The 17,275-nt window shown below is 68.9% G+C and carries 12 protein-coding genes and 4 pseudogenes; 5 read left to right on the top strand and 11 right to left on the bottom strand.

From position 1 onward, the window contains the following. Positions 1 to 458: 458 nt before the first annotated feature. Positions 459 to 1,053: pseudogene (locus AB0N14_RS37795) on the top strand (Uma2 family endonuclease). Between the two features lie 11 nt (positions 1,054 to 1,064). Here the strand turns inward: AB0N14_RS37795 and AB0N14_RS37790 are convergent. The 4 genes and pseudogenes from AB0N14_RS37790 to AB0N14_RS37775 form a co-directional block, all read right to left on the bottom strand. Then, positions 1,065 to 1,480: pseudogene (locus AB0N14_RS37790) on the bottom strand (helix-turn-helix domain-containing protein); the annotation flags it as partial. A gap of 301 nt (positions 1,481 to 1,781) precedes the next feature. Next, a complete protein-coding gene (locus AB0N14_RS37785; protein ID WP_366030244.1) occupies positions 1,782 to 4,031 on the bottom strand; it encodes a carbohydrate-binding protein in 2,250 nt (749 codons plus the stop codon). Between the two features lie 472 nt (positions 4,032 to 4,503). Next, positions 4,504 to 5,079, bottom strand: coding sequence for a hypothetical protein (locus AB0N14_RS37780; RefSeq protein ID WP_366030243.1), 576 nt, complete (start codon positions 5,077 to 5,079; stop codon positions 4,504 to 4,506). Next, complete coding sequence (locus AB0N14_RS37775; protein ID WP_366030242.1) at positions 5,079 to 5,744, bottom strand: response regulator transcription factor; 666 nt, start codon at positions 5,742 to 5,744, stop codon at positions 5,079 to 5,081. The genes AB0N14_RS37780 and AB0N14_RS37775 overlap by 1 nt, the downstream gene beginning before the upstream one ends. A 195-nt stretch (positions 5,745 to 5,939) precedes the next feature. Here AB0N14_RS37775 and AB0N14_RS37770 point away from each other — a divergent pair, with 195 nt between their 5' ends. Further along, the gene (locus AB0N14_RS37770; protein WP_366030241.1) at positions 5,940 to 7,214 is read left to right on the top strand and encodes a DUF418 domain-containing protein; all 1,275 of its coding nucleotides are present in this window, start codon (positions 5,940 to 5,942) and stop codon (positions 7,212 to 7,214) included. A gap of 796 nt (positions 7,215 to 8,010) precedes the next feature. On the opposite strand, the gene AB0N14_RS37765 is transcribed toward AB0N14_RS37770, so the two are convergent. Then, the gene (locus AB0N14_RS37765; protein WP_366030240.1) at positions 8,011 to 8,268 is read right to left on the bottom strand and encodes a DUF2690 domain-containing protein; all 258 of its coding nucleotides are present in this window, start codon (positions 8,266 to 8,268) and stop codon (positions 8,011 to 8,013) included. Between the two features lie 914 nt (positions 8,269 to 9,182). On the opposite strand from AB0N14_RS37765, the pseudogene AB0N14_RS37760 reads away from it, so the two are divergent. Together AB0N14_RS37760 and AB0N14_RS37755 are read left to right on the top strand one after the other, a co-directional pair. Next, positions 9,183 to 10,287: pseudogene (locus AB0N14_RS37760) on the top strand (pyridoxal-phosphate dependent enzyme). Further along, a pseudogene (locus AB0N14_RS37755) lies at positions 10,284 to 11,542 on the top strand (MFS transporter). Before AB0N14_RS37760 ends, AB0N14_RS37755 begins: the two co-directional pseudogenes overlap by 4 nt. A 187-nt stretch (positions 11,543 to 11,729) precedes the next feature. Here AB0N14_RS37755 and AB0N14_RS37750 read toward each other — a convergent pair. The 4 genes from AB0N14_RS37750 to AB0N14_RS37735 form a co-directional block, all read right to left on the bottom strand. Further along, on the bottom strand, positions 11,730 to 12,446 hold the full coding sequence (locus AB0N14_RS37750; RefSeq protein ID WP_366030239.1) for a DUF1775 domain-containing protein: 717 nt from the start codon (positions 12,444 to 12,446) through the stop codon (positions 11,730 to 11,732). A gap of 61 nt (positions 12,447 to 12,507) precedes the next feature. Further along, complete coding sequence (locus AB0N14_RS37745; RefSeq protein ID WP_366030238.1) at positions 12,508 to 12,864, bottom strand: hypothetical protein; 357 nt, start codon at positions 12,862 to 12,864, stop codon at positions 12,508 to 12,510. Between the two features lie 472 nt (positions 12,865 to 13,336). Then, on the bottom strand, positions 13,337 to 14,404 hold the full coding sequence (locus AB0N14_RS37740; RefSeq protein ID WP_366030237.1) for an ATP-binding protein: 1,068 nt from the start codon (positions 14,402 to 14,404) through the stop codon (positions 13,337 to 13,339). Next, positions 14,401 to 15,099 (bottom strand): response regulator transcription factor, encoded by a 699-nt coding sequence (locus tag AB0N14_RS37735; RefSeq protein WP_366030236.1) that lies wholly within the window; start codon positions 15,097 to 15,099, stop codon positions 14,401 to 14,403. The genes AB0N14_RS37740 and AB0N14_RS37735 overlap by 4 nt, the downstream gene beginning before the upstream one ends. A gap of 169 nt (positions 15,100 to 15,268) precedes the next feature. Between AB0N14_RS37735 and AB0N14_RS37730 the strand changes: the two genes are divergently transcribed. Next, positions 15,269 to 16,273, top strand: coding sequence for a DUF1259 domain-containing protein (locus AB0N14_RS37730; protein WP_366030235.1), 1,005 nt, complete (start codon positions 15,269 to 15,271; stop codon positions 16,271 to 16,273). Positions 16,274 to 16,571: 298 nt separating this feature from the next. Here the strand turns inward: AB0N14_RS37730 and AB0N14_RS37725 are convergent, their stop codons facing one another. Both AB0N14_RS37725 and AB0N14_RS37720 read right to left on the bottom strand, forming a co-directional pair. After that, positions 16,572 to 17,114, bottom strand: a complete 543-nt coding sequence (locus AB0N14_RS37725; RefSeq protein ID WP_366030234.1) for a transposase — start codon at positions 17,112 to 17,114, stop codon at positions 16,572 to 16,574. Beyond that, positions 17,111 to 17,260: a winged helix-turn-helix domain-containing protein gene (locus tag AB0N14_RS37720; protein WP_366030245.1), complete on the bottom strand. Its 150-nt coding sequence runs from the start codon at positions 17,258 to 17,260 to the stop codon at positions 17,111 to 17,113. The genes AB0N14_RS37725 and AB0N14_RS37720 overlap by 4 nt, the downstream gene beginning before the upstream one ends. Positions 17,261 to 17,275: the final 15 nt, after the last annotated feature.

Below are 17,275 nucleotides of genomic sequence, written 5' to 3'. Positions count from 1 at the left end.
AGCAGACCTGCACGCCCTCCGGGTGCCGTGGAACCCCGGCGCAGCCGCAGCGACACGCGAAGGCCCCGCCCGCGATCACGCGGAACAAACAGGGCAAACCGACGCCCCGGTCATGCACTCACGGCTGCTGAAGAATGGAGGTTAGTAGTCACATCCGGGAAATCCCCGCACGAGCGATCATGTTCGCTTGCATAGTTCGAGGACAGGCCCAAGACCAACCGCGGCCGCCGGCGCGGCTGGGCGGCGACCGTCGCGATCGTGAGGGTGTCCCGAACAGATCACCATAGGTCTGTCCGAAGAACACATCGCCTGGGTTCAGAATCACCAAGCCCGACCAGCGGCCGGCTGGTCAGTTCACCCAGGCCCGAGCCGGCGGAGACCGCCGCGAGCACAACCGGAGGAAACACCGATTCCCCTCCGCTACGGTAGGGCTCGAGCCCGAACGCAAGGAGCACATGATGAGCACCCCAGCATGGGATGCACTGCCTCCCTGGATGCAGCCTCCCAGGCCCAGCGGGTGGGAGGCCGACGATCTCGACCAGGTCCCCGACCTGCCGCGCCACACCGAGCTGATCGACGGAGCCCTGATCTTCATGATGTCCCCCCAGCGGTCCTGGCACTCCCGGGTCGTCGAGAACGTGACGGTCACCCTGCGCCAGCAGGCCCCTGAGGGCTTCGACGTCGACCGTGAGATGACGATCAAACTTGACAAGATCAACCGACCCCGAGTCTGACGTCCTTGCTGTGCGCGTGCCCTTCGAGCCCGACCGCACGCGCTACCTGCCGGAAGAAGTCAGCCTTGTCGTCGAAGTGGTTTCCGAAGAGTCAGCCGGACGGGACCGGGTACTAAAACCGTTCAAATATGCGCAGGCCGGGATCCCGTTCTACTGGCGCGTGGAAGATGAAAAGGGATTGCCAGTCGTACATACCTACGAGCTGGACGAGACCACCCGAGCCTACGTCGCCACCGGCATCCACCGCGAACGGCTGACCGTTTCTGTCCCCTACGACATCGCTATCGATTTGACCGGCCTGGTACCCCGCACCCATTGATCTTCCCCGGGGTGGTCGAGCTTCGCGGCCCGCTCGGTGCCAAGAGCATCGAAGAGGCTTGCAGCACCTGCTTGCCGTGGCCGTCGGCCATCCACACCACCAGCCGCGTGTCGTGGTCGACCACCACCGTCATGTACCGCTGCCCCTTGCGGTAGCTGATCTCATCGATCCGGATCCGGCGCAGCCCGGCAAGCCGGTCCACCCCGGCGTCCCGGTCGGCCACGAACTTGGCCACGACTGCCCCGACCGTCCGCCACGACACGCGCATCAACTGCGCGAGGGCCGACTTGGAGCACTCGGCGGCCATCCAGGCGACCTGCTGGTCGAAGGCCAGCGTGTGCCCGGCGCCATGCCGCGCCCGGGGCACCGCTTGAGCCACCACACCGTGCTGTCGGCAGCGCATCCTGGGCGCATCGGCCTCGAGGTGACCGTGGCGTGACGGAGCAGGGCGCGGCGATGGGCTGGCCGTGCGCGAGCGGTCCGTACACCGGAATGCCGATGTCGTGGCGGATGAGCGCTTCAGCTCGGCATCCCGCGCCGCCCGGACGCTGGGCGTGCGGTTCTTTGCGGTGTAGTAAATGATCGTCGCAATCTGCGCACCGCACTTTCTCGGAGCTCAGCAGGCCTCCTTGCAGCACCGGATGCCGCCATCGTCCCCACCCGCTGACGTGACGTGCAGCGGTCGTGGGGCCGTCGCAGCGGCACCCGGGCTGCCGGAGAACCGACGGCTACCGAGTGAGGCGTAGGAAGTCGAGGTTGAAGCCGCTGGTTTCGCAGTAGACGGTGAGTGTCTGTTCCCCGGCTGCGAGAGTGACGGGCACGTGCAGGGACTGGTACGTTCCCCAGCCGCCCGTGGCAGGAACCGACACCGTTGCCAGTGTGGCGCCGCTCTCGTCGCGCAGGGACAGGGCGTTCGGTGCGGTGGTTCCGGTGCCGTTGGCGACCCGCAGTTCGAGATCGTAGGTGCCCGCCTGTGGCACCTCGACACGGTACTTCAGCCAGTTTCCGGCGGCCGTCCAGCCCACGTTCCTGCCTCCGCTGGCAGCAGGGTTGCTCTCAATGAAGTTGCTGCCGTCCGCGGCCCAGCCGTGTTCATCGGCGTAGCCCTCCGCCTCGATCTTCTCACCCACCGGGACGGCGTGCGGCCGCACGGTCAGGTGGACGGTCACCTGGTCGCGCGCCCTGCCGTCGGTGGCGTAGAAGGTCATGTCCTGCTCGCCTGCGGTGGTCGGGTGGATCGTGACCAGGCCGGTCACCGGGTCGACGCTGACGCCGTCCGGCAGTTCGCTGGCGTAGTAGGACAGCCGGTCCCCGTCGCGGTCGGAGGCCTGCAACTGAATGCGTACGGTGCTGTACTGGTCGGCGACTACATCGGCGATCCGGCTGAGGACCGGGGCGTGGTTGTCTTGGCCTGAGGGAGCGTGGCCCTTCCACCGGTAGCTGGCGAAGGAGTTCGCCGGAACGGTCACCACGAACGACTGGCCGGCGACGACGATCCGGACCTTGCTGTCGGTGCTGTTGCTGTTGCCGAGGACGGCGACGAACTCGTCGGTACCGGAGCGGAAGACCACGTTGCTGACGCCGTGTTCCGCGGCGCTGGATTCCAGACGCACGTCACCGGGGGAGAGGTATTTGGCGAACTGCCCCATCTCGTAGAGCTCGTCGCGGACGGTGAAACCCTTGGTCGCCGTGTTCACCGTGACCAGCCGGTTGGGCCACTTGGTGGTGGCGGCGATCTTCTCCCAGTCGACGTTGTTGTCCCGGGCGGGTGTCCAGTGCAGTGTCCCGCCGTCCTGATCCGTGGTCTGGGCCCACAGGATGTAGGAGCCGGCATCCAGGCGGAAGTCGCTGAGGATGGTCGAGGGCGAGAGGTCGCTCGTCTCCGTGAGGTGCACCGGCTTTCCGGTCTGTTCGTACGCGTCGCGCATCACGCGCGGGTCCCCCCAATAGGGGTGGAAGGCGATGGCGTCCGCCGCGTTCTGTACCTGCTTGCCGGTCACGGAGCCGTCGGGGGCGTCGTCGAAGATGCGGTGGTAGTTCTTGGTGGCCGTGCTGTTGGGATCCCGCCAGTCCCAGAAGTTGAAGTCGTGCACGTAGAGCTGGGTGTTCAACCGGGCAGTCCGGAATTCACGTTTGATCGCGAGAGCCAGCTTCTGCTGCTGGGCGACGCTGATGTCCATGGCCGGGTAGACCACGTCCATGCCCGGCTCGTTCAGCAGCGTCAGGGCGTCGACGCCTATTCCGTGCCTGGCGTAGGCCTGGACGAACTTGACGTAGTACCGCGCGAACACATCGATGCAGTCGTCGCGCAACTTGCCGACCTGGTAGTAGTCCGTCGTGCTTCCGGGCTTGAGCGCGACCTCGCCGGTGAACCGGTTGTTCGTCTTCATCCAGGCCGGTGCGCTCCACGCGGAGGCGAAGAACGTGGCCTTCGGGTTGTAGAGCTGAATCAGCTTGATGGTGTCGACGATGTGAAGGTCGATGTCCCGCTGGATGGAGAAGTGCTTGAGGCCGAAGTCCTCCGTGACGCCGGCGGGAAGGTCGTCCTCGGACCAGAACGGGAGATGCTCGATGAGGTCGGGGCTGCCGATGGTCAACCTGAACCGGTCAAGACCTGCGCCGTTCTTCGGGTCGACCAGCAGCCGGATGGCCTGCTCGCGCTTGGCGGGGGTGAGCTTCCACAGATTGGAGACGCTCGTCTCGTCCAGGGAGAAGCCGATGCCCGCGTATTTCTGCCGGGGGGTACTCGGATCGACGACCACGGTGTCATCGGTGGGGGAGCCCGTGTCGTCGCCAATGCGGACACTCGGCAGCGGCCGCCACGCCTGTGCGGCGCCGGTGGAGTAGGTGCCGGTCACCACCCGGCCGTGCCCGGCCGGTTCACCGCCGGCGCGGTCCGCGTGCGCGGGACCCGTGCCGGCTAGTGGGGTCAGTGTCGTGACCACGATGGCGACGATCGCGGTGAGAGAACGTCTCACAGTTTCTCCTGGAGTCTGGGAAGTGTCGGTGGATGGGTGCCGTTCCAAGTCGGTGGCGCGTGGTCCGTTCCGGCAACGGCACGAGAGTGCTGGTCGTTACGGCGTGCACCTCGCTCGGCGACGGCGCGCGGCTCCGCTTCGGAACCGCCAGTCGGGGAGCCTGTTGCCGCAGTAGGGGCGCCCGGAAAGCGTTCACGGCTACACGTCCTGACGTGGCGACAGCCACTGCATCGCCCCCTCCCGCCTCACCGACAGGTTGGATACAAGCAATTTCATTGGTGTTAAGTCAAGGCGTGAAGAAAGCAGAGTTACGACCATGGCGCCGTCTGTCCGCTCTACCTGCGCCTCAGCGAGCGGTTCCTCCGCGTGCACGGCTGTCGGTCCAGGTATCGCCCGCGACGCGAAGGCCGCGATCGCCCACGTGGCCGAGGCTCACGTGAGGGTGTGCCGCTCGAAAAGTCGTCGCTGCAGGTCATGCTGCGGCGTATCGGTACTCGTTGATGATGCCGCCGAGGATCCGGGTGCGCTGCAGTCTGCGGGTGCCGATGTCTGTTGCCGCGGGCTGTTCGTGGGCCTCTGGTGGTAGCTGGTTGCGGGCCTGGTGGGGACGGCGTTCGTTGTGGTGCTGCTGGTACGCCGCAAGGACCTGTCGAGCATGTGCTTCGTTCAGGATGAGGACGAGGTGCACCAGGCCGCCGGTCTGGTCCAGCTCGGTGGTCTTCAGGGACGACCACGGCCAGGGCAGGAAGTCGGTGATCGCGTAGGTCAGGGCGCATCCGACCAGCAGGACGCGGTGGCGGCTGAGTGAGGAGAGCGTGTACAGCGCCGCCATGGTGGCGAATACCGCGTCGGTGACCACGGCGGTGGGGAGCGTGAGTACGAAGGTTGTCAGTGGCAGGTGGCGACGCACCGTGAGGGCGAAGGCGGCGAGTAGCGCGCAGGCCATGGCCGTTTGCTCCTCGACGTCGACGTTGACCCACGCGTCCGCCAACGCGGCCACGACGAGGACGGCGTCCAGCAGCGGAGCAGGCGGTTGGCGGGCGTTCATCAGATGACCCCGTCTTGCGGTGGCGCGAGCAGGCCCGCGCGCTCGGCGATCAAGGCCGCCTGGACGCGGCTGCTGACCTGCAGTTTGCTGAATACGGCGCTCACATGACCTTTGACGGTGCCGGTGCTCAGGTGCATTCGTTCGCCGATGTCGGTGTTGGCGAGTCCTTCGGCCGTGAACACGAGGACGGCACGCTCGCGCTCGGTCAGCCGGGCGACGAGGCGGATGGCGGAGGGCTCGCGTGCGCCCTTGTCGAGGTAGCCGTCCACCACCGTGCGGGTGACCTTGGACGACAGCACGGTCCCGCCTTCAGCCAGGGTTCGTACAAGGTAGGGAAGATGCTCGGGGTCGGTGTCCTTGAGCAGAAATCCGGCGGCGCCCGAGCGCAGAGCGGTTGTCACGTATTCGTCGGTGCCGAAGGTGGTGAGCATGGCCACCACGGGAGGGTCGGGAATACGGCGAAGGTTGGTCAGGATGGTGAGCCCGTCCACGTCCGGCATCCGGATGTCCAGCAGGACGACGTCAGGGCGTAGCTCCCGCACCGTCCGGACGGCCTGGCCGCCGGGGACCGCCGCAACGACCTCGATGTCGTCCGCCGTATTGAGAATGTGTGTGAAGCCCATGCGGACCAGCGCTTCGTCGTCGACCACCAGCACCCGGATCACGTGCGCTCCGCTCGTTGCATGTCCGGTTCGATCCGTACCACGCACGGGAGCGGTCCGCAGGCAGGCCCGATGCGTGTCGCGCTGGTTGGCGGCGCGGTTCCAGCCGGTCGACGGGGGTGGCTTCGGCCGGTCGGCGGGGTGCTTCCGGAAAGCCGCCGGGGTGGCTGGGGCGGGTGCTCGGTGAACCCTGAAGGCATGACACAGAACACATCGGCGGCGCTGCTGACAGAGGGGTCACGTGAGCTCGAGCCGAATCGCTCCTCCGCCGGCACCACCGCCTTCGAGGTGACGCCGTCGACGGGGCGGCTGATCGGTATCGATCTTGCCCGCGGGCTCGCGGTCTTTGGCATGTACTCCGCCCACGTCGGACCCGACGTGACGGTGGGCGGGCCGGTGGGGTTTCTGCTGGAGACGGCGCGGGGCCGCTCCTCCGCCCTGTTCGCGCTGCTCGCCGGCTTCTCGCTGGCCATCATCACCGGTCGTCCGCATCCCCGGACCGGACGCTCCGGCCGGCAGGCGGTGGCCAGGATCGTGATCCGCGCCGTCGTCCTGGTGGCGCTCGGCTACGCCCTGACTGCCCTGGACACCCCCGTGGACGTGATCCTGAGTTTCTACGGGCTGCTCTTCCTGACCGTGCTCCCGCTATACCGGTTGCGGGCAGGGACGCTCGCGCTCGTCGCCGCCGCAAGCGCGCTGATCCTGCCCCAGGCGCTCTACGCCATAAGGAATTCGATCGAGGACGGGAACTGGGCGGACGCCATCGCCGCTCGGGACCCGCTGGCCCGGATCAGCGGTACGGACGGCATCATCGAACTGTCGTTCACTGGGAAGTACCCGGCTCTTACCTGGATGCCGTTCCTGATCGCGGGCATGGCGGTGGCCCGGCTCGACCTCACTCGGCCCGGCATCCGATCCCGACTGGCCCTCACCGGTGCGGCGCTCACTCTGCTCGGCTACGGCGGCTCCTGGCTGGTCCTGCGCCTGGTCCCGAGCGCCCTCACCGCCGTGGCGGCCGCCACGGACGGCGGTTCTACTGCGTCGGCGTGGTGGTCCGACACCGTCGGTGAACCCGAGGGTCATACCCCGCTCGCCTGGCTGCTGGTGGCCGCGCCGCACAGCCAGACCACCTTCTCCATCCTTGGCAACACGGGCGTCGCGCTCGTGGTGGTGGCCGCGTGCCTGACCGGCGCCCACAGGATGCCGCGCCTCACACACCTCGCCACACCGGTCGCAGCGGTCGGCATGACGGCGCTGACCGTCTACGTCCTGCACATCGTCGCCCTCTGGTTCTTCACCGATGTCTGGCATGTGGCCGCGATCGAGGACGAGACCATGTCCGCGCTGCCCGTACTCGCAGGCTTCATCGCGGCTGCCACGCTCCTGGCAACCGCGTGGACTCGCCGGTTCCGACGTGGCCCCCTCGAGCACCTGCTTCACATCGCCACCCGGCCCGCGCGGCACATCAAGTGAGACGGCGGCGGTGCCACCTCGGAGGCCAGGGCAGGGGCCTCCTGCTAGGAGCGGCCCGCCAGGAGCGAAACCGGCCACCAAGCAGCGGTAGCGGCTCGACGTCGTCGCGGATGTCATCGGCGCCCTGGCCACGCCGGAGCAGGTCGGCGACCGCGTGGGCGAAGCGCTGGTGGACCTGGCGGAGAGCTTCACCGGCAACACGTCTGGCTGTCTTGCTGCCTGTACCGATCGACGCTGGTGCTGGGCGGGGCGTTGAGGGCGCTTCGGTCACACAGACCGTGGTGCCTGAGAGTACGTCCAGTAACGGCGCGGCGGTCACGCTCTTCGCTGTCGCGCGCTTTCTCACCTACAGCGGGTGCGCGTTTCTAGGGCGGGCATCGGTGTTTGTCTTGTTGAGTTGGCCGCGCGGCGAGAGCCCGCGGCTCTTCCGGGGCATAAAGCGGGAGCAGCAGCGTGCCGATTCCCGTGCGCTCGCGCCAACCGTCTCGGTGGGCGGCAAGTCGGCAGCAGCGGCGACCCTTCCGACGTGGTGGCGCCGGATGGAGGGCCGGGGGCAGTTTGTTCCAGCGAACCGTCCGGTGCCGGTGGGGCCCGGCTCTCCAAAGCCGCCCTGCGACGGTCGGTCGGCATTGAGGCCGCGGAATGATATATGGGTGCCGGCGGCTGGTGATCTCCGACGTGCGTGGAGTCCATCGGCCAGGTCTCTCTCAATGCCCCTCCGGCGGTTGCGCGCCCAGGCCGGTGCACGCCAGCTTGCCGTCCACTATGGCGCAGGCTTCCACCTTTTGGGGCGATGTCACGGGGAGCATCGGGCTGGCCCAGCCGTCTGAATGAAGAGCCCGCAGACAACTCGTGGGGCCCCGACCGAACGGAGATGACCCGAGCGGCCGACACCCCGCGCCTGGACCTCGGCCCAGGCGGCGCCGCAGGCCGGGGAGTACTCCAGCCGCACCGTGTAGGACTCCTCATGGGCGTGACTCTTGGTCTGCGCATCGCGGTCGCAGGCGGAGACGTAGGGCAGCTGTTCTGTCCACCACAAGACGTGCCCCGGCACCGGGAATCCGCCGCAGGTCGTTCGCCCTGCCCCCCTAGAGCCAGGCGGACCCGATCGTCGGCCTGCTGATCACGGTCGCCATCCTGATGGTCCTCAAGGACGCCGGCCGCGTCGCGCGAGGCTGACGGCGTTCTCGATGTCGGCGCCGTGCGCACGCGCTTGGATCGGTCGCCCATCAGCACCGGCGCCCACGCCGCATTGCAGCATCATGCGGCGTGACGCCCCGGCCCCGCGCATCCCCATGGGTGCGCGGGCGGCGGTGAGGAAGCGCCGGAAGGCGTCCATTTGTACGATCGGCCGTCCGCAGCAAAGGGTCACGCCCAGTCGAGATGCTTCCGTAGCTGATCGAATACTTTACGTATGTGATCGGAATGCGGGCCAGAGCGGCGAGGCGAGTCGGGCATTCAGGCCGTCTTGGCGTGCTGCTCGGTCTCGTCGTGCTGATCGTCGCCCATCTCGCTGGTGCGCACAGCACCTCTTTCGCGGGTCCGCATATGAGTACTGCCGCGGCCGTCCCTGCACCTCCCCCCGCGGGTGGCGACGAAAGGACCAGCATCGCGCCGGCTCCCTGGCATGAGCACACCTCCGGGCGGCCACATCGACCATGCCGCAGACCGGCCGCGTGTCACCCTTGAGGATGTGGTCGGCGAGCCCGGTCACGACGGGATCCCACCGCTCCGGATCGAGAGGGCGGACTTCGTCGCAGGGCCGGCCTCCGGTGCTCGTCCAAGGGATGCCCGCGACCCTCCGGGCGGCTGTTTCACCCTGACCCTCCACTGCATCTGGCGGCAATAGGCGCGTCCGCACCCCCGGCCCGGGCCCCTCGTGGCTCGGAGTCGAGGCGTGCTCGCGCGCCCATGATCCGTCTGCAGTGCGCCCTGCCACGTCGCGGGGTGCGAAGGAGTCGTACGCACATGCATCTGTCCCTGCTCGAAGCCCTGGGGGCGCACGCCCCGCTCCCCGTGATCGCCCGTCGCCCGGCCCAGCTCGTGGGCAACACCCCTGTCTTGTGGGTGGACGAACCCTTTGCCCCTTCCGGCCGCGGCTTCTACGCCAAGCTGGAGGGAACGAACCCCGGCGGCATCAAGGACCGCCCCGGCCTCTACATGATCGCTGAAGCACGGCGGCGCGGGGACCTCGCGCCCGGCGCGCCGATTGTCGAGTCCTCCAGCGGCACCCTCGGCCTGGGTCTCGTCATGGCCGGGCTGACGTACGGTCACCCGGTGACCGTCGTCACCGACCCGGGCATGGAACCCTCCATGATCCGACTGCTCACCGCGCTCGGTGCGCCCGTCGACCAGGTTGCCGCCCCGCATCCGGAAGGCGGCTGGCAAGAGGCCCGCCGCGCGCGTGTGCCGAACTGCTGGCCCGCACCCCTGGCGCCTACTGCCCGGACCAGTACCACAATCCCGACAACGTGGCCGCCTACCGGCCGCTCGCCGCCGAACTCATCGCCCAACTCGGTCGCATCGACGTCCTGGTGGCGGCCGTCGGCACCGGCGGTCACTCGGCCGGCGTCGCGGCCGGACTGCGCGAGTCGCTCCCCGACCTGAGACTGATCGGGGTGGACGCGGTCGGCTCCACCATTTTCGGGCCGCCCGACCCCGGCTCATGCGGGGACTCGGCTCCAGCATCCACCCCGAAAACGTCGACTACGCCGCCTTCGCCGAGCTCCACTGGGTGGCTCCGGCCGAGGCGGTCTGGTCCTGCCGCCCGCTGGCACTGCGCCACTACGCGTCCGGCGGCTGGAGCGTCGGAGCAGTCGCGCTCGTCGCCGGATGGGTCGCGCGTACGTTCCCAGTCGGCACCCGGATCGCAGCGTTCTTCCCCGACGGCCACTATCTGGAGACCGTCTACAACGACGCCTGGTGCCACGAGCATGAACTCCTGGGCCAGGAACCGCCGGAGGAGCCCGACGAGATCGCCGAGTCGAACGAGTGCGTGGTCACGAGCTGGACCCGGTGCAGCCAGGTCCGTGATCCACTCGGGCGTGACGTGGCCAAGGCGGGCGTCCGATGAGGGGCCTGCGGGCCCAGGTGGCCTCCTTCGACCGGCCGGCACAGCTGCTGATGGTCAACCAGTTCGCCATCAGCCTCGGCTTCTACATGCTCATGCCCTACCTGGCCGACCACCTCGCCCACGGCCTCGGTCTCGCCGCCTGGGCGGTCGGCCTGGTGCTGGGCGTCCGCAACCTCTCCCAGCAGGGCATGTTCCTCATCGGTGGCACCCTTGCCGACCGCTACGGCTACAAGCCCATGACCTGATCGGGTGCGTGATGCGCACGGTGGCCTTCGGGCTGCTGGCGCTGGCCGGTTCACTGCCCGCCCTGATCTGCGCCTCGGCGCTGACAGGTCTTGCCGGGGCGTTGTTCGATCCGGCCGTCCGCGCCTACCTGGCCGCCGACGCGGGCGAGGAACGGCGCGTGGAAGCCTTCGCCGCCTTCAACGTCTTCTACCAGGCGGGCATCCTCATCGGCCCCCTCGCCGGACTCGCCCTGCTGACCTGGGACTTCCGCGCGGTGTGCGCGGTCGCCGCGTTCATCTTCGGCGCCCTGGCCCTCCTCCAGGCCCGTGCGCTGCCTACCCGCCCCCCGGCCGACCGCAGCGCCGAGCCCGCCTGGCGAGCGGCGGCCGCCGACTGGCGCACCGTCGTCGCCAACCGGCCGTTCCTGCTCTTCGCCGCCGCGATGACCAGCTCGTACATCCTGGCCTTCCAGGTCTACCTCGCCCTGCCGCTGAAGGCCCGTGACCTCTTCGGCGAGCGGACCGGTCTGGTCACCGGCGCGGTCTTCGCGGTCTCCGCGCTGGCCGCACTGTCCGGGCAGCTGAAGCTGACCGCATGGGCGAAGCGGACCCTGGCCGGGCCGCAGGCCATCGCATACGGCCTGGTAGTGATGGGGGCGGCGTTCATGCCCCTGCTTCCGGGCCCGTACTCAGGGGCTCTCGGCCTCGCGGCGGGCGTCATCGCCCTCATCCTGTGCACCGCGCTCCTGGCCTGGGGCGGAGCGCTGCTCTACCCCTTCGAGATGGACACCGTCGTACGGCTCTCCGGCGACCGGCTCGTCGCGACGTACTACGGCGCCTACAACACCGCCTCCGGCATCGCGATCTCGCTGGGCAACCTGGCCGTGGGCGCCCTGTTCGACACGGGGATCCGATGGCTGCCGTGGGTGTCGCTGGCCGTCACCGGGTTCGCCTGCGCGGGGCTGATCGTGCGACTGCACCGTGCCGGGCACCTGGCGGCCAGGCCGGTTCCGGTCCCCGGGGTGAGGTGACGCGGCGTTCAGCTCAGAGCAGAGGTCTGGCCCACGACCTGCGGCTTCGGGAACCGACAGCGTGGCCGAGCTGCTCCGGCTCGCGGGCTGGTCGCTTGATGGCATCTGTCAGGGGACCGGCTGACTGGATGGCCGGCCCAGGTCCCTTCACTCCGCGGCTGACTGCGGAGTGAAGGGACCCTCCCGTCTACTGCTGGGCGCTGGAGCGGCGTCGAACGGCGTAACCGCCCGCCGCTACTGCGATCACAATCGCCGCTCCGATGCCGACCCAGGCCCCCGTCGGCAGTCCGCCATCGTCGTCCTTTTCCCGGGCCTGGGGCGTGGGAGATGCCGAGGGCTGGGTCTCCTCCGGAGCGGCGGAAGGGGATGTGGATGCGGTCGCGCTCGGCGACGGGTTGGCCGGCTTGGCGTCGGGGGCGGCGGCCTTGAGCTTGAGGGTGGGTGCCGGGTTCTCGCCGTTCTCGTCCAGTTCGATCCAGCGGTCGGTGTGTCCGTCGCTGTAGGTCTGCAGTGTCTTGAACGGCAGCTCCTTCGCATCGGGGAGCTGCTTGACGACGATCGAGTACTCGGCGTTGACGCCTGCCTTCAAGGCGGGGCCCTCGACGGTGTAGCCGTCGTCTGCGGCAGTGAACTTCCAGCCCCTGGGCCCTTCGCTGTACTGCACGTCGGAGGGCGCGATGCCTTCGGGCAGGACCACACGCAACTTGGTGATGCCGGCGCTGTCGGATTCAGACTCGGCCTCGAAGTGGATGGTCACGTTCTCGGCGAGGGCCTGGGCTTGCTCCGACTCGACTTCGACGTGGGCGGAGGCCGGACCAGCGGTGAGAAGAACGGCGGTGACGGTTACCGCAGTCACCAGAGTCAGGCGGCGGTTGGTGGCGTGCTTGTTTGACGCATGGAACACGGGTGTCTCCAGAGGTGGTGGAACGCGGGGCGGCTGCACGGCCTTCCCGGCGAGGTCAGGTTCAGATGGCGAAGGTGAGCCCTGCTTGGGGAGGACCCCTCCGTACCACCACGTCGGCGAGCACCGCCCCGGTAAGGGGCGGCCGTTCCAGCCAGGCGCGGACGAGCATCGGCATCCCGGCCCCGGTGGGAGCCGGGCCCTCGCTCAGCAACGCGCGGACTGCCGTGATCCCGCTCCGCATGGCGTCGATCGCGGTGGTCAGGCCGTGCGCCAGTGACCAGCACACGGTGTCCGCGCGGTGCAGTAGGACAGCAACGAGCACGGCTGCGACGGCGTGCACGGCCGTCATCGCCGTCGAGGCCTGCAGCCGCTCGTGCCAGGCCCCATGAAGGTTCTGGGGAGACACGTGACGGGGCATCACCATGACTGTCGCACCGTGCGCGTGCGCGAACGTCAGCCACAGATGCAGTGCCAGTTGCGCTGCACAGCATGCTGAAACCACCGTGGCCAGTGAGCGGGGACGCTGCGTTCCGGCGAGCCCCACGCCAAGCAGCACCGTGGCCGCTGCCGCACCTTGCCGCCACGGCATCGGCCCTTCGGCAGCCAGGTGGTGAGCACTGACCCCGAGTACGGTCCCCACGACCGCGAACACCGCCGCCCTCAGGACGGGCAGCGGCGCGTCGCGGGTTGTCCTATGGAGCGCGGTCATGGCTCGCCCATCATCGGCTATCACATGACCCCACCGGGGGCAGGATCCGTAAACAGGCGGCTCGCCCGGATTTCCCTGCGGTCGGCCTCTCGGTACTCACCAGCTTTGGCGGTCGGCGACTCCCGCTCCTGTGCGATGGTTGCGGGCCGTACCCGGACGGAGCGATATCGGGCCCCTCCGGCTATCTCGCCGGGAGGGTGACCCAGACGACGGCGCCGCCGTCGGGGTGGTTGGCGGCACCGTGGCTGCCGCCGGCGGCGCGGGCGATGGCGGCGGTGATGGCCAGGCCGAGTCCGGTCCCGGTGGTGGTCCGGGCTGCGTCGGCCTGGGTGAAGCGGTCGAAGGCGGGAGGCAGGAAGTCAGGCGGGAAGCCGGGGCCGTGGTCACGTACCTCTATACGGATCTGTCCGTCATCGTGACGGGCGGTCACTTCGATGGGGGCGTGCCCGTGCTGCTGGGCGTTGCGGATCAGGTTCGTGACGGCGCGGTCCAGCCGGTCAGCGGAGACCGCGGCAGTGAGGCCGGTGGGGCAGTCGATGGTGACGGTCGTGTTGGGTGCGCCGTTGCGGAGGCGGGTGGCCGCGCGCCGCAGTACCGGTTGGAGGTCGGGAATCGTGGCTGCCTCGATCGAGGAGGTGTCCTGACGGCGGTCGGTGCGGGCCAGGAGCAGCAGGTCCTCGGTGAGCTGGACGAGTCGTACGGTCTCCTCGAGGGCGGAGACGAGTGCGGCGTGCAGCTCGGCGGCGTCGCGAGGGTGGCGCAGGGCGAGTTCGAGTTCGGTGCGCAGCAGGCTGAGTGGGGTGCGCAGTTCGTGGCCGGCGTCGGCGACGAAGTGTCGTTCGCGGTCCAGGGCCGTCTGGAGCCGGGAGAGCATGTCGTTGAGGGTGGTGGCGAGGCGGGCGATCTCGTCGCGGCTGGGCGGTACGTCGAGTCGGTGGCCGGGCGTGTCCTCGGTGACGGAGGCAGCCTGCATGCGCATGCGTTCCACGGGGCGCAGGGCGGCGGCGGCCAGCAGATAGGCGCCGATGGTCGCCAGCACGAACACGATGGGCAGGGCGGTGACCAGTTCGCGAGCCAGGTCGTCGAGGGCTTCCTGTTGTGCGTGGCGGGCGATGCCGGTGGCGGTGCCGTACTCGCTCTGGGCCTCGCGGAAGCGACTGAGGGTGACGTAGCCGGCGCCGGCCAGGACCAGCGCCATCACCGCGGCGAAGATCGCGGTGAGGCGGATGCGGAGCGGGATGCGGTTCATGACGTGCTGGCGGTGGTGCGGCCGCCGTCCGGGCGGATGCGGTAGCCAGCGCCGCGGACGGTTTCGACGGCCTGGGTGCCGTAGGGCCGGTCGATCTTGGCGCGGAGTGCCTTGATGTGGGCGTCGACCACGTTGGAGCCGGGGCTGGTGCCCAGGTCCCAGCAGTGTTCCACGAGCATGGCGCGGGTCAGCACGGTGCCGGGGCGGCGCAACAGCGCCTCCAGGAGCGCGTACTCCTTGCCGGTCAGGGCGATCTCTTCCTCGCCGCGTCGTACGGTCCGTGTGGCCGGGTCCAGACACAGGTCGCCGCCGGTGAGGATGGCCGGGCGTTCAAAGGGGCCACGGCGAATCAGTACTCGTAGCCGGGAGAAGAGTTCTTCCAGGCTGAACGGCTTGGTGAGGTAGTCGTCGGCTCCGCCGTCCAGGCCGCGTACGCGGTCGGCGACGGCGTCCTTGGCGGTGAGTATCAGAACCGGCAGCCAGGTGCCGCGTCGGCGTAGCGCGGCGCAGACCTCGAAGCCGTCGAGGCCGGGCAGCATCACGTCCAGCACCATCGCATCGAAGGCGGCCACGTCCGTCAGGGCGAGTGCCTGGGGTCCGTCGGCGGCCGTGTCGACGGCGTAGCCCTCTTCGGCCAAGGCCCGGCGCAACAGGCCTCGCATCTTGGGTTCGTCCTCGACCACCAGGATCCGCATCCGCGTCTTCCTTCTGCCTCTGTTGTACGCCGTTCGGCCCAACGATCCTGGCGGCTGATGAAGCCGGCATGAAGTCACCCGGATGGTGGTGCTCTTCATGCCGGCTTCATCAGCGGCGGTTTGTCTGGCCACACAGGCACCATCGACGAGACCTCGACGAGGAGTGGTCATGTCACCCCGTTCGCATATGAAGCCGCTCGCCGGTACGGCGGCCGCACTCCTTCTGGTGGCGGGCTCCGGCCTGCTCGTGGGCTGCGGTGCCGAGACGAGGGGCGGCGCCGCGGGCAGCGATCCGCAGGCAGTCGCGGCGCAGACCGCCATGCACGGACAGGCCCAGCAGCCCCTCCAGACGACTGCGGCGGACTGGAAGTCGCTCGCCGCCGCCCTCGGCCGCACCGGCACCCTGATGAAGGGCACCGTCTACCGCGTCCCGCTGCCCCGCAAGGACCTCGCCGTCACCACCCAGGGCATCACCATCAAGCCGGGCCTCGCGCTCGGCGGCTACGCCACCTTCGCCAAGTACCACGACGGAACCATGCTCATGGGCGACCTGGTCATCACCGAGGACGAACTGCCCAAGGTCACCGACGCCCTGCAGACCGCCGGAATCGAGCAGACCGCGCTGCACAAGCACCTCCTCCAGCAGTCCCCGGCGATCTGGTGGACCCACGTCCACGCCATGGGCAACCCGGTCGCTCTCGCCAAGGGCCTGAAGTCCGCGCTCGCGGCCACCGCCATCCCGCCCGCCTCGCCGCCCCCGGCCACCCAGCCGCCCATCGACCTGGACACCGCCGGCATCGACAAGGCGATCGGCCGCAAGGGCACCGCCGACGGCGGCATCTACAAGTTCTCCATCCCCCGTAAGAACACCGTCACCGACGGCATGCACGTGTTGCCGTCCGCCCTCGGCATCACCACCGGCATCAACTTCCAGCCGCTGGGCGGCAACAGGGCCGCCATCAACGGCGACTTCGTCATGGCCGCACCCGAGGTACAGAAGGTCATCCGCGCGCTGCGCAAGGGAGGCATCGACATCGTCGAACTCCACAACCACGCCTTGAACGACCAACCGCGCGTGTTCTACATGCACTTCTGGGCCACTGGCGACGGCGTCACCCTGGCCAAGGCGCTGCGCCCGGCTCTGAACGCGACCGCGCTGGCTCCTACGTCGTGATCGGTTGGGTTCAGATTGTCTATGGCGCCGTGCTGTCGGCCGTCGTCGCCGCCGTCCTCATTGCCGTCACCCGCGGCCGCGGCCGTGACACCTCTTCTCATTTCATCGTCGGCAGACCGGCTATCGCGCGGTGGATCGAGGGTCAGAACACCTCGTGGCTGGGGCGGTCGGCTCCGCGACTTTAGCCAGCCACTTTGGCGCGAGCCTCGAAGATCATGGCCCCACATCGGTATCGGGCACTACCGGGCAGGTCCACAAGCCTGCCCGATCCGCGGGCCAGCATACTGACCTCGGCGTATTAGGGTCCGTCCGGTCTGTCGAGGGCGAGGCCCGTCCCGGCGAGGAACCCGCCGAGGATGCCGTGCCGGTACTGCAGCGCCTTGAGCCGTCTGCGGAGCAGAGTCTCCAACTCGCTGAGGGTGCGGGCGGCCAGGTTGGCCAGGCTCCGCTTGATGTGCGCCCACAGGCCCTCCACCGGGTTGAGGTCGGGCGCGTACCCGGGCAGCAGGACCACCGTCAGCCAGTCCCGCTCGGCCACGAGCGCCTTCATCGCCTTGGAGATGTGGGTGCTCAGCCGGTCCCAGACCACGATCAGCGGGGCCTTGAGCAGTTGGTGGGCACCATCCAACAGGCGGATGTAGTCCGTCTCGCCCAGCGAGCGACGTTCTCCCTTGCGGCCGGTATGCCGACGCAGCCGGTAGCACAGACGGGCGGGCAGGCCCGGCCGGAAGCACAGCAGCCCGGCCACCGAGAGCCGTCCCCGGCTGCGGCCGGACACCTTGACCCTCGGGGTCTTGCCGCGTCGGCCCCAGGTGCGGCCCTTGGGCGGCCGACCGGTCACGCCCGCTTCGTCCTCGAAGCAGACGAACGCGCCGGTCGCCGCCCGAAGCGTTTTACCTCCTGCCAGGTCGCCTCCTGCCATGCGGTGATCGCGTCCTCGTCGCGTTCGGCGGCGGGCCGGGCGGGCATCTGCGCGCTGAAGCCCATAGGTGCAACAGCCGG

Source organism: Streptomyces sp. NPDC051104, from assembly GCF_040682835.1.
Classification (GTDB): domain Bacteria; phylum Actinomycetota; class Actinomycetes; order Streptomycetales; family Streptomycetaceae; genus Streptomyces; species Streptomyces cynarae.
The sequence above is the reverse complement of the archived record's forward strand: the minus strand, read 5'-3'. Positions and strand labels throughout refer to the sequence as shown.